11 protein-coding genes are annotated in these 12901 nt (G+C 69.8%); all 11 read left to right on the top strand.

Features of this window, described 5'->3' with window-relative positions:
• Positions 1-3: 3 nt before the first annotated feature.
• The 11 genes from J2S42_RS17850 to J2S42_RS17800 all read left to right on the top strand — a co-directional run bounded on the left by J2S42_RS17850 (position 4) and on the right by J2S42_RS17800 (position 12689).
• Positions 4-759: a DUF8175 domain-containg protein gene (locus J2S42_RS17850; RefSeq protein ID WP_307240598.1), complete on the top strand. Its 756-nt coding sequence runs from the start codon at positions 4-6 to the stop codon at positions 757-759.
• Positions 756-2609 carry a hypothetical protein gene (locus tag J2S42_RS17845; RefSeq protein WP_307240596.1) on the top strand — a complete coding sequence of 618 codons (1854 nt, stop codon included), beginning with the start codon at positions 756-758 and terminating at the stop codon, positions 2607-2609. The genes J2S42_RS17850 and J2S42_RS17845 overlap by 4 nt, the downstream gene beginning before the upstream one ends.
• 29 nt (positions 2610-2638) lie before the next feature.
• Entirely contained in the window at positions 2639-4153 is a 1515-nt protein-coding gene (locus tag J2S42_RS17840) for an SCO6880 family protein (RefSeq protein WP_307240594.1), read from the top strand.
• 4 nt (positions 4154-4157) lie between these two features.
• Positions 4158-5660: a VirB4 family type IV secretion system protein gene (locus tag J2S42_RS17835; protein WP_307240592.1), complete on the top strand. Its 1503-nt coding sequence runs from the start codon at positions 4158-4160 to the stop codon at positions 5658-5660.
• Positions 5661-5664: 4 nt separating this feature from the next.
• Positions 5665-7461: a type IV secretory system conjugative DNA transfer family protein gene (locus J2S42_RS17830; RefSeq protein WP_307240590.1), complete on the top strand. Its 1797-nt coding sequence runs from the start codon at positions 5665-5667 to the stop codon at positions 7459-7461.
• Positions 7462-7541: 80 nt separating this feature from the next.
• Complete coding sequence (locus J2S42_RS17825; protein WP_307240588.1) at positions 7542-8237, top strand: hypothetical protein; 696 nt, start codon at positions 7542-7544, stop codon at positions 8235-8237.
• Positions 8237-9247, top strand: coding sequence for a DnaB-like helicase N-terminal domain-containing protein (locus J2S42_RS17820; RefSeq protein WP_307240586.1), 1011 nt, complete (start codon positions 8237-8239; stop codon positions 9245-9247). The genes J2S42_RS17825 and J2S42_RS17820 overlap by 1 nt, the downstream gene beginning before the upstream one ends.
• A gap of 14 nt (positions 9248-9261) precedes the next feature.
• Complete coding sequence (locus tag J2S42_RS17815) at positions 9262-9522, top strand: hypothetical protein (protein WP_307240584.1); 261 nt, start codon at positions 9262-9264, stop codon at positions 9520-9522.
• Between the two features lie 373 nt (positions 9523-9895).
• The gene (locus J2S42_RS17810) at positions 9896-10177 is read left to right on the top strand and encodes a hypothetical protein (RefSeq protein ID WP_307240582.1); all 282 of its coding nucleotides are present in this window, start codon (positions 9896-9898) and stop codon (positions 10175-10177) included.
• 5 nt (positions 10178-10182) lie between these two features.
• The gene (locus J2S42_RS17805) at positions 10183-10740 is read left to right on the top strand and encodes an RNA polymerase sigma factor (RefSeq protein ID WP_307248827.1); all 558 of its coding nucleotides are present in this window, start codon (positions 10183-10185) and stop codon (positions 10738-10740) included.
• Complete coding sequence (locus J2S42_RS17800) at positions 10737-12689, top strand: EAL domain-containing protein (RefSeq protein WP_307240580.1); 1953 nt, start codon at positions 10737-10739, stop codon at positions 12687-12689. The genes J2S42_RS17805 and J2S42_RS17800 overlap by 4 nt, the downstream gene beginning before the upstream one ends.
• Positions 12690-12901: the final 212 nt, after the last annotated feature.

Below are 12901 nucleotides of genomic sequence, written 5' to 3'. Positions count from 1 at the left end.
CCCATGACCGGGCACAACACGTTCCTGACCGCTCCCGGCCCAGGGCGGTGGTGGGTGGCGGCCGGGGTGCTGATCGCGGTCGCCGCCACGGCCGCGGTCGCCGGCGCCGCCCTGGCCGGTGGCACTCCGGCCGGCGGCCCGGCGGCCGAAGCCCCGCCGACCGCATCATCGGCGTCGGCCTCCGAGCCGGCCCACGAGGACGGCGTGGTCGAGGACCCTGCGCCGGGCGGCGGGCCGCTGCGGCTGGTGCCGGCAGGCCGGCGGGTGGACGACGTGCCGGTGGGCTATCCGCACGAGCTGGCCGGGGCGGTGTCGGCGGCGATCGAGTACACGACGCTGTTCTCCTCCAACCTCGATCTGGACCGGGCGGTGGAGATCGGCCGGGTGATGAGTGACGGCTCGCTCGGCAGCGATCAGGTGTTCCGCGACGGTGCGATAGGCCTGCGCGAGTTGCTCGGAGCTCCGCTGTCCGGCCCTGTGCCGCAAGGCGTATCGGCGACCCTGGGCATCAACGCCTACCAGCTACGGGACGTCTCCGCGGACCGGGTGACGGTGCTGACCCTCGGCTACATGGTGACCAGCACGCCGGTGGCGGGCACGCAAAGCCGGCTCGCGTTGATCCCGGCCGACATGGTCTGGCACGACGGGGACTGGAAGGTCACCGCCCGCCCGGACGGCGCCCCGGAGTACACCGAGCTGCGGGTCCAGCCCGGCAGCGCGCAGGCGAAAGCGGCCGGCTGGCTGGACTTCACCCAATGAGCGGCCGCATCCAAGCCGTGCTTCTGGACTGCGTCATCACCGCTCCGACCACCTGCGTCGAAGACGCGGTCGAGGACGTCGTCGGCGGTGCTGCAGCCTCGGCGTGGGAGACGGTGTGCCGGTCATTCGCCGACGCGGCCGTAGCGATGCTCGAAGGGTTCGCCAAAGCGTTCGTCGCGTTCCCGCCGGTCGATCTGTCCTCGGCCGGTGTGCAGCAGGTCTACGGGATCTCCCTCGGGATCGCCGCGCTGGTCGCCGCGATGCTGCTGCTGTTCCAGATCGCCCGGACCGCGATCACCCACGACGGCTCCGGCCTGGCCCAAGGGCTGCTCGGAATCGGCAAAGCAGTGGTCGCGTTCATGGCCACGCTCACCGTCGCCGGGACCGCGCTGGTCGCGGCCGACGAGATCACGGTGTTCATCATCGAACGCGGTTTCGGCTCCACCGAAGGGCTGCGGGACAAGCTCACCGGGGTCTTCGAGTATTCCTCGGCGTCGACGTCGATGACGGGGGCGCTGCTGCTGATCCTGGCGCTGATCGGGATCGTGCTGACCGGGGTGCTGTGGTTCGAGCTGCTGCTGCGCAACGCCGCAGTCGCCGTCCTGATCGCCACCTCCCCGATCTCCGCGGTCGGGCAGATGTCAGACGCGACCCGCGGCTGGTGGCCCACCCTCGTCTCGGCGACAATCCGGCTGATCCTGCTGAAACCGGCGATCGCGCTGGTGATGATGCTCGGCTTCTCCATCGCCGGCGCGACCGAGACGAACGACGGCGACGACCTCGTCACCGTCCTGGCCGGCCTGCTCATCCTGCTCCTCGCCGTGCTGGCCTGGCCCGCGATCGGCCGATTCTTCACCTTCATGACGATCCACACCGGCGGACCGACCGGCCTGGCGTCGATGCTCGGCGCGGGCGCCAACCGCGCCGCCGACGCCGCCGGAGCCCGCGCGGCCGGCCCAGCCGGAGTCGACCCAGACCAGTTCGGGCAAGCCGCAGCCGAACGCACCATGTCCGCCGTGTCCAGCCGCACCGCCGCCGGTGCCGGCGCGGGCGCGACCAGTGCGGGCGGTGCGGCGGCTGGTGGTCCGGCTGCTGCTGGGGCGGGTGCGTTGACGGTCGCGGCGGCCGGGCTGGCGCTGGCGCAGAAAGCGGCGAACAGCCTGATGGGCCGCATGGAGCAGACCGCCGGGCACGCCGGCCTCGGCGGCGTCTCCCCATACCCGCACCCCGCGGGCTACTCGCGCGGCCCGATCCCGACCCGCACCGCGCCTGCCCGGCCGGGCGGACCATCAGGGCCGCCTCCGGTTCCCGCCGGTCCTGCGCCGACCAGCCCGGCCCCGGCACCCTTGCCTGCCAGCGCGGCTGGAGCATCGGCGTCCTCGACACCCGCAGACCCGCAGACGCCATCCGGCCACGTGCCGAGCGCACCGGAGCCGGCGCCCGAGACAGGGAGCGCATCCGCACAGCCTGCTGCGGTGCCCGAGCAGACGGCTCCGGCGAGTTCCGCAACCGCCACGCCGGCCGCGGACACACCGCTTCCACCGGCCTCCGTCCCGGCGCCCAGCCCGAGCGACACGCCCGCATCCGCGATACCGGCGCCGTCCGAGCCCGCCCCGGCAGCAGATTCTCCGGCTGCTGCATCGCCGGCACCCGGATCGGCACCGGCGTCGGCTGCGCCAGCGGCAGCACCCACGGCCGGGACGGTGCTGCCGGAAAGCGCTCCGCCGGAGCCACCTCGCATCCCGGCGCCGCGTACTCCGGAAGCCGACACGCCGGCGCCGGTCGCGCCGCCGATCAGGCCGGTGCGCCCGCCGACTCCTGCTGTTGACGATCAGAAAGGCCCGCTGTGACAACCACATCTTCTTCACGGCCGCAGGCGGTGCGCGCCCGGACGTTCTTCGGCTGGCAGCCCGAGCGGGTCGCGTTCCTGTACGGGATGTCCGGGCAGCGGTTCACGATGCTCGCCGTCGCGGTCCTCGGCGCGATCTGGCCCCTAGCCGTCGCCGACGCCAGCCTCGGCGCGATCACCTGGCCGATCGCCGCCGTGTGCGCGATCCTGGCGTTCCTGCGCGTCGGCGGCCGAACCATGGACGAATGGGCGACCGCCGCCGTCTCCTACACCACGATCCGCATCCAAGGCCAGCACAAGTTCGCCTCCGCCGCGTTCACCCCACCCGCCCGCACCGCCCCCACCGCGCCGCGCCCGCAGGACCTGCCCGGCATCCTCGCCCCGGTCCAAATCCTGGAAGGGCAGATGCCGGGCGGGGAGCCGTTCGCGGTGATCCATCACCGGCACGAGCGCACCTACACCGCGGTCGCCCGGGTCCGGTATCCCGGGATCGGCCTGGTGGACACCGCCCGCCGTGACCAGCGCGTTTCCGGCTGGGGGAGCCTGCTGGCCGGCCTGTGTACCGAGGGCGGGCCGATCGTGCGGATCCAGGCGTTGCAGCGGCTGCTGCCGGAGTCCGGGGCGGCGCTGCGCCGCTGGCACACCGAACACTCCGACCCGCACGCCCCGGCGGTGACCGCGGAGATCACCGGCGGGCTGCTCGGCTCCGCGATCCTGGCGACCTCCCACCGGGAGGCGTTCCTCGCGTTCACCATGGACCACCGGCGCGCGAGCCGGGCGATCCGCCAGGCCGGCGGCGGCACCGTCGGCGCCGCCGCAGTGCTGGCCCGGCAGGTCCGGGCGCTGGCGTCTTCAATCTCGGGCGCTGACCTGCAGATCGAGGCGTGGCTGGCTCCGCGGGAGATGGCCGAGGTCATCCGGGTCGCCTACGACCCGCACTCCGTCCGGGCGCTCGCGGAGCGTCGCGCCACCACCGCCGATCTCGACGACGGCCTGCCCGCCGGTGCCGATCCGGCGCTGGCGGGTCCGGCGGCGGCGATCGCGAACGCGGGTAGTTACGTCCACGACGGCGCGGTCTCGGCGACGTTCTGGGTGCATGACTGGCCTCGCACCGAGGTCTATGCCACCGCCCTCGCGCCGCTGCTCGGTGAAGGCGCGCACCGGCGCGCGTTCTCCCTGCACTTCGAGCCGCTCGGCCCGCGCGACGCCGAGCGCGAGGTGATGAGGGAGCGGACCGCGCGGAACGTTGCGGTGCGGATGCGGCAGAAGACCGGCCAGATCGTTCCGGAGCATGAGCAGCAGGCTCTCGACCGCGCCCGCCATCAGGACGCCGAACGCGCCGCCGGGCACGGCTTGGTCCGGTTCACCGGCTACGTCACCGTCACCGTCACCGACCCGCACCTGCTCGAAGACGCCTGCGCCGAACTCGAAGCCGACGCCGCAGCCGCGCGCATCGAGCTACGCCGGATGTGGATGGCACAGGATGTCGGCTTCGCGATGTCCGCTCTGCCCGTCGGCATGGGTCTCCCTCGGAAGCGGTGGTAGCGCCATGCGTCTACGCCGCAAGAACACCGCCCTGCCGATCGCCGACCTGTCCGACGTGTTCACCACCCCCGACCAGGCCACACCGGCGGCCCCGCGCCGGCGCGCCCGGCGCGGGGAGCGGGTCTCGGCCGAGCCGGTCCCGCCGCAGCGCGGCTGGGCCCGCCCGTTCGGCGGCCGGGCACCGATCGTCCCGGCTGTGCCGACGTTCCGGGGCTCGTCCGGGCAGGTGCAGGGCTTGTATCCGTGGCTGTATGGGGCGTCGATGCCGCCGGTCGGCGCGTACCTCGGGGTCGACTGCCTGTCCGGTGGGGCGTTCAGTGTGCATCCGATCGAGTGGCTGCGCCGCGGCCTGATCTCCAACCCGAACATGCTCATCACCGGCGTCCCCGGCTCCGGGAAGTCCGCGACGATCAAGGCGATCGCGCACCGGCTGATGCGCTACGGCGTCAAAGCGTTCGTCGTCGGCGACCTGAAGAACGAATACGCGCCCCTCGCGCGGGCGCTCGGCGTCGAGCCGGTCGAACTCGGCCCTGGCCTCCCGGCCCGGCTCAACCCCCTCGATGCCGGACCGCTCGGCCAGAACCTCCCGGCAGGCGGTGACGAGCTGCGCGAGCGCCTCGCCGAAATCCACCGCCGGCGCCTGACCCTGCTCGGGTCGCTGCTGGTGGTGCGGCTCGGCCGCGCCCTCGACCCCACGGAAGAGGCCGCGCTGTCTCTGGCGATCCAGTACGCCTCCGGGCAGGCCACGGGCAACACCCACCTCACCGACCCGACCATTCCGCAGGTGTGGGCGCTGCTGCGCGACCCCACCCCCGAGATGGCCGGCGAACTCCGTGTCCGGGAGGGGGACGTGGCGGAGCTGCGGGAGATGATCCGCCCGGCCGCCGACGCGCTCGGGAACATGGTCCAGGGCTCCCTCGCCGGACTGTTCGACCGGGCCACGACGGTGCGGATGGACTTCGACGCCTACATCCAGACCGTCGACCTGTCCCGGCTGGACAACCGCGGCGACGACACCGTGGCCATGACCCTCGCCTGCGTCTCCTCCTGGGGCCAAGCCGCGATCGACGCCCCCGGCGGCCCCGTCCGGCTCGTCATCCGGGATGAGCTGTGGCGGGCGATGCGGATCCCGGCGATGGTCCGGAAGATCGACTCGGATCTGCGGTTGTCGCGGGCACAGGGCACGATCCAGCTCCTCGCCTCACACCGGCTCGCGGACTTCGAGGCCGTCGGCGCCGAAGGCTCCGCCGAAGTCGCCATCGCCCGCAACCTCATCGGCTCCTGCGACGTGCGGATCTGCCTCGCCCAAGACACCGCACCCCTCGCGATGACCCGGGACGCGATCGGGCTGACCGACACCGAATGCGCGCACATCGCCTCCTGGTCCGGAGAGCAGATCGGCCGGGCGGTGTGGAAGATCGGCCGCGCCGACTCCCGCATCGTCCAAGTCGTCCTCCACCCGACCGAGCGGCAGCTGTACTACACCAACGAACGCATGGCGGTGTAGGCCGGTGAGCGGCAACACCACCCGCATGTCCGGCGCCGGCTGGACCAGCGGCACCGACCGCGCCCTCGGCATCGCCGCCGCGGCCATCGGAGTGCTGGTCGTGGGAACCTGGCTGTCCGGCCAGGTCGCCGGGCTGGTCTTCGCCGGGGTGTGGCCGGCGGTGACGGTCGGTGATGCGGTCGACATTGCCTTCGCGATCCCCGGCACCTGGCAGGACCCGCGCCAGGCCTGGCCGGCACCGGCGCGGAACCTCCTCCCCGGCCCAGCCGGTCTCTACGCCACCGCCGTGATGGTCTTCGCCGTCCTCGGCGTGCTGGCTGCGGTCGGGTGGCGGATGTTCGCGGGCGGGCAGCAGCGGCGCGGGATGGCCTCCCGCGCCCAGCTGGACAAGACGATGTCCCGTAACGCGGTCCTCGGCCGGGCGTCCCGGCTGCGGCCCGGCCTGGCCGGCACACCGCGCTGGCCGGACGTCGCCGTCGAACTCGGCCGCGCCGACGGCGGGATGGAGTTGTTCGCCAGCCTGGAGACGTCGGTGCTGCTGCTGGCCGCACCCCGGCAGGGAAAAACGTCGCAGGTGATCATCCCGTGGCTGCGCACGTTCCCCGGCTGCGCGCTGGTCACGTCCGTGCGCCACGACGTTCTAGAAGCGACCGCGACACTGCGCAGAGGGCGGTCGTGGGTGATGGAGCTGACCGGAGAACTCGCATGGCCGCACCGTCTCACCTGGTCACCGGTCGCCGGCTGCGACTCCTACGACCTCGCCCGTAAACGCGCCGACGTCATGATCCAGGTCGGAAAGACCAGCGACGGCTCCGACAGCTCCAACGCCGGATTCTTCGGCCTCACCGCCACCAACCTCATGGCCGCCTGGCTGCACACCGCCGCGCTGACCGGCCGCACGATGGCCGACGTGCTCGCCTGGTCGCTGGACGACACCAACGACCAGCCGCTGAAGCTTCTCCGCGACGCATCGGGGACGCGAGCTGGGGTGCTGGAGATGCTCGACAGCTTCTACCGGCAGCCGGACGTGACCAGGAAGAACCTGTGGACGACGGTGCAGACCGGCACCAGCTGCCTGCTCGGCGAGGCAGCGCGCGCGGTGTTCTGCGGACCCGCCCACACGTCCTTCGACGTGGAGGGATTCCTGGCCTCCGGGACCGACACCATCTACCTGCTCGTCGACGAAGACCAAGCCGAATCCCTGGCCCCGCTGGTGACCGCGTTCGTCGACCACCTCATCACCACCGCCCGCCGGATCGCGTTGCGGTCGCCGAACGGGCGCCTCGACCCGCCGCTCGGGCTGATCCTCGACGAGCTGACCAACGTGGTGCCGCTGCCGCGGATGCCGAAACTCGCCTCGACCGCGGCCGGGTTCGGGATCTTCGTCGCCGGCGTGCTGCAGAACCTCGCCGCCGCCGAAGAACGCTGGGGCCAGGTCGGGCGCCGCATGCTCTGGGCGAACTCCACCATCAAGATCGCCCTCGGCGGCCTCGCCGGCGAAGACCTCACCGCGTTCTCCGACCTCGCCGGCACCTACCGCGAAACCCTGCTCATCCCGCAGCACAACCGGCAAGGCCACAGCGTCCAAGCCACCGTCACCGACCGCAAAGCCATGCCCCCCGAGGCGATCCGGACCCTCGACGAAGCCCGCCGCGAAGCGCTGATCATCCACGCGACCACACCGCCGGTGCGCACCCGCATGGTCCGCCACTACGAAAGCCCGCACCGCAAGGAATATGCCCAAGCCAGCCGTGATGCCCGCCATTTGATGGGCGGCTTGACCGACGGAGATCCCCGATGACCCTTCCCGCACTACCCGCTTCCACCAGCACGCCACCCGGAACGGATGAGATGCCGCCGCTGATCCGAGAGTGGCACAACATGACCGCCGACGACCAGGCCACCGAATGGGCCGCGCTCGTCGCCTGGGTCGCCTGGCTGTACGACCAGTACGAACTGTCCCGTGAGGAACGTCTGCCGCTGTGCTGGCCGCAGCACCCCGGGCTCGTCGAAGAGCTGCGGTCGCTGAAGGTGTGGCGCGAGCACGTCTACGACGCCCCGGACAACGGTGCTGCGCACTCTGCCCGGTCGTGGCACGGGGAGCTGCGGCAGACGATCGCGGCCGCGATCAGCTTCTGGGCACCCGGCTGCCGGGTAGGCCACAAACCCACCAGCCAGCTCACCGACACCGACCCCGGCCTGCGCCAGCGGTGGCTCGAGACCGGACCACCACAACCCGGCACGGCCCCCGCACCGGCGCCGAAAGCCGCCGGCGCGAGCGTGGTCGCTGGGCTGCAGATGAGCCTGGCGGACATGGACGCCGCGCTCGCCGACGGCCGCGCGGTCCCGCACAGCGACGGGCTGCCGCAGTTCGTGAAGCACGACGGAGGCTGGTGGATCCGGCAGTTCGACCCCGGCCTCTGGCTCCGCGCCACCGACCCGGTCCAGCACGCCCGCCTCGACGAGTCCAGCGTGAGGATGCGCCTGGCGGACGCCGCCGTCGGCCGACACCGCGCCAAGGAAGAGACCGATGGCGTGCGTACCGCAGGTGCTGAGCAGAAGAAGGGGAATGCCTGATGTCCGAGCTGATCATGCGGGCTGAACAAGGCGTCCTCGGCGTCATGCTCGCCGGCGGCGACCAACCCTCGATCCGCGACCACCTCACCAGCAGCGACTTCGGCCACCCTGTCCACGCCGCCGTTTACAGCGCGCTGCGCGACCTCGAAGGCGCCGACCTCCCACCGGAGCGCCTGCGTGCCGTCGTCGCGAGCACGCTGGAGCTGCCGGAGGTCAGCGAACAGTGGCTGACCGAACTCGCCGAGCGTGCACCCGACCACTACCGGGCCCAGACCTACACCCGCATCGTCATCGACGCGGCGTTCACCCGCGAGACCGCGGACTGGGCCGCGCCGTATCGCGACGCCGCGGCCACGACCACCGATCCGGTCGGCCGCGAGCACCTGCTGCGGGTCAGCGACGCGCTCGACGCCCAGACCGAAGTGTTTCTGCCGACCGCCGCGATCGATCACGAGCGCACGGTCGACCTCACCACCAGCGGCCGGGCCACCGTGGAGATCACGTCCGAGCTCGGCCGCGAAGACCTCGTGATCGCGGACCTGCTCCAGCACCCCGACCAGGCACGCGAGGTCGCCGCATGGCTCGACAGCGCGGTTTTCACCAGCGAGCAGCGTCGGCTCGTCTTCGAGATCACCGCCAGTACCGGCTACGACGGCGACCCGATCGACGCGGTCATCATCGCCTGGCAAGTCGACCGCGAACGGCAGACCGCCCACCTGTGGGGCGAACGCACCCAGGAACGTGATCCCGGTGCCGGCTGGGCGGTGGACGGGCCCGACGTCGAGGCGGACTTCGCGTACGTGACCCGCCTGGAACGCACCACCGTCACCCGCGGCACCGCCGTCGTGGTCGGCCGGGAACTGCTCATCGCCCATGTCCAGACGGAAATTCACGCGAGCACCACCACGATCAGCGCCCAGGCCCGGGTCGTGCCGACCGCACAGCAGGTCGGTGTCGAGCCACCGATGCCGATCGCGCCGACCGTCGACCAGCCGCAGATCGAACGCTGAACGGGGGAACCATCATGAACGCCACAACCCCCGAACACACCAGCGGCGACGGCCCGACCACCACCCCACGATTCATCACCCACGACCAGATGCGTGACATCGAGAGCAACACCGCAGAGCCCCTGCCGTCACTACGGGAACGCGGCTTCGTCCGGCATGACGGCAGCTGGTGGGTCCGCGACCGCGACGGATACCACGAGATCACCAGCAGCGCGCAGAACACGAAGCTCGACCGCTGGCACGTACGGCTCACGGAGGGTGCACTCTGGACCTAATGGGCCTTGCAGGCAGACGGAATGTCTTGCAGGGCTGGAGTCCGACGGCTCGGCGACTTCGACTGAGCCGTCGGTTTCGGCTTTCCACCGGGTTGTTCGCGGGCTCGGATACGCCCGGCAGGCTCTTGCCTTCGTTGACTTCGGAGATCAGCGATGCAGAGCAAGACACGGGGTCGCCAAATGATAACTCTAGGTAGTTTTTGTTTGTCGGGATGGCTGAGTCTTCGAACAGTTTTCGAACAAAATTTCGCCGATATCTGCTGGTGGTCGGCTCGTAGCTGATCATGGCAAAAATTCGTGTTGAGGAGGGCACTCACGGATAGTGCTCGCCAGCCCAGTCTTATATGAGACCGAATCAGGAAGGGCTGGGGGAATGATCGAACTTGGAGGGTGGCCGGCCACCACGGGTGGTCTGGTGCTGGCCGCACTCGCCATGGCGCACGGTGGGCGGCTGTTGCGTGCCTTCATCGGCCACCGCACGCGGTTGCGGGTGGAGCGGCAGCGCTCAGCCCGCGCCGCTGCCTGGTCTACCGATATGGTCCGGCTCGCGCACGCGGGCAGCAACCAGCCGGTGCGCGCGCATGTACGTGACTTCGACGGTGAGCGTGTGATCGAGGTCGGCGCCTACGAAGCGCAGGGCGGAGAGCCCGCGTGAGCCGCATGGGACTCGCCGTCGTCTCCGACGACGGCGGCGCAGCATGGGAGGCCGAGCTCTCGACGTCTTATGAGGTCTTCTATCGGGAAGCTTGTCCGGTCATCATCAGGCACCTGCTGAGAGTTCATCCCGATCGCGGGCTGATCGAGGACGCCGTGCACGAGGCGTTCATCGTCGCGCTCCGTAAATGGGCGCAGGTCCGCGAGTACGACGTGCCGATGGCCTGGGTCCGCAAGGTCGCCCGCCGCCACCTCAACACGGTAATCGAGCAACGCGGTAATCGGATCGAGGTGGATCTCGAGGAGGCGCACGAGCAACTGCGCGTCGAACCGTCGACTGACCTTGAGGTCGAGGAGCTGATCATCCAGGCGCTTCAGCGGTTGCCTCTCCGGCAGCGAGAGGTGATGGCGCTCGTTTTCGACCAGTACACCGATCGTGAGATCGCCCTGGAACTGGACCTGCAAGTGAGCACTGTCCAGCAGTACAAGAGCAAGGCCCACAGCACTCTGCGAGAGATGGGGCTCGACGACGGATCCCGGTCGGACCGTGGAGAAAAGTCATGAACCTCGACGCCCTGATCCGCCGCGCGGCGCAGATGCCCCCGCCCCAGCTGGAGCAGGTGCGGGCCCGCCGCGCCGTTCATGAAATTCAGCGGGAGTACGCCCGGCGTCTTGCCGAAGGTCCGGAGATCACCACTGATGTCGACCTGCGCGATCCGTACGCCACAGAGGTCGACGACGTGGTACGGATCTCCCGAGCCGCGCAACTCGCCAAGACCGGCGTGGTCGTCTGGGACGCCCGACGCCATCATCTGGACTGGTCCGGTGAAATGTCGATCCTGCTCGGCTACGCCCCCGGAGAGAGGCAGCCGTCTGGATGGCGGCTACTCTCCCACCTGCACGAAGACGACCGCGACGCGACCCTGAAGCAGGTCATCGACGCGTGGCGGCAAGGCACCGCGGTAGAACTTACCTTCCGCATAGTCCGCGCCAACAACACCATCTACGCCCACAGCCTCGTAGAAATTCTCACCACAGCTGACGGCAGCCCGTATGGGCTCATCGCCACCACCCGCGACGCCACCCGCCTCGAACTCGCCCGCCAGGAACGCGACCGGATCACCAGGCGTAACCGCACCATTGAAGTTAGTCACATCTCGCACGACGCCGAAACCGGCTTACTTGATGCGTCGCCGTTCGCCGACGAACTCGACCGCGCCCACCGTGCCGGCACTGGCGCACTACTTGTCATCACCGCGCCACCGCTCACCCGAACTCAGAACTCCGGCGAGCACGACGGCCATGACCGCGACGTGGCTGCAGCCATCGCGGCCACGATCACCAAGATCGCTCGCCCCGCAGACATCTGCGGCCGCCTCGGCCCACACGAATACGGCGTCGTCATGCCCTATGCCCCTCTCGATGTCGCGCGACCGGTCGCCGATGAAATCCTGGACGGGCTCCGCAACCGCTGGTTCATGGCCGGCGCCGTCCGCCTCGACGCCTACGGCGGGCTCGTTCGCTACGACCACCGCGTACCCATCACCACCACCGACCTGCTCATCGACGCAGAGACCGCGTGGCGCCAGGCCACTCGTACTGACCAGCCCCTGTACGTGCTCACCGACACGCCTTCGGCCGAACAGCGCCACGAAACCGTCCGCGCTCGGGTGCGAGCCGCCGTCGCTGGAGACCGGTTCACTCTGCATGCCCAGCCGATTCTCGACCTCAACCTCAACCAGGTCGTACGCCACGAGATCCTGCTCCGGACCCTGGACAACGCCGGCGACCCTCACCCGCCGACGGCACTGCTGAGTCTCGCCGAACACGTCGACGAAATCATCGCTGTGGACAGGTGGGTCGTCGCCAATGCGATGAGGCTCATCGGTCAGACGCCTCAAACTACCCATTACCAGCTCAATCTGTCAGGCCGATCTCTCGCCGACCCGGGCATGCTCGGCCACATCCGCGACGCCATCGCCCGTCACAGCGTCAACCCTGAGCAGATCACCTTCGAGATAACAGAGACCGCGCTCGCCGCTAACCTCACTGAAGCCCGCAAACTCGTCAACGGACTTCGAGAACTCGGATGCCAGATCGCCCTCGACGACTTCGGCACCGGGTATACCTCGCTGGCCTACCTCAAATACCTTCCCGTCGACCTGCTCAAGATCGATGGAGACTTCATCCGAGACCTACCGAACTCGGCCGCTGACCAAGAGATCGTTCGCACCATCGTCGACCTCTGCCGCACCCTCGGTATTCGGACCGCCGCCGAGTACGTCCAAGACGACGCCGCCCTCACGTTGCTGCGTCAGTACGGCGTCGACTTCGCCCAGGGGTACCACATCGGACGACCGCAGCCTGTGGCTACGCGCCGACACCGAAACCCGTATGTAGACCTAAGCCTCCAGGTCGTCAGCGTGCCGACCGGTGAGACCGCTGAACAGTCACCTCGCCGTCAAACTGAGACGCCAAGGTCGTCTGCGGACCACCATCGTAAGGCGGTCTAGCGCCTTCCTTAGCCGAAGCTGGCGCGAGCGTTCGAATCGAGCGGTTCCCGCTTATCTGCATCGCCGTGCGATGGTCGCCATCGCGCGGAAATGTTTCCTGGACGGTTTTCTGGCTCCGGTGTGTCTGCCCCAGCTCACGTCTGCCTGGAACGGGGGTTTTTACACACGACGCGACGCACAACGCCCTCATACTAATGCGATATTGGAAAGAG

Origin of the sequence: Catenuloplanes indicus (assembly GCF_030813715.1) — a bacterium.
Classification (GTDB): Bacteria; Actinomycetota; Actinomycetes; order Mycobacteriales; family Micromonosporaceae; genus Catenuloplanes; species Catenuloplanes indicus.
Note: the sequence above shows the minus strand (reverse complement) of the source record. Positions and strands in the feature narration are given on the sequence as shown.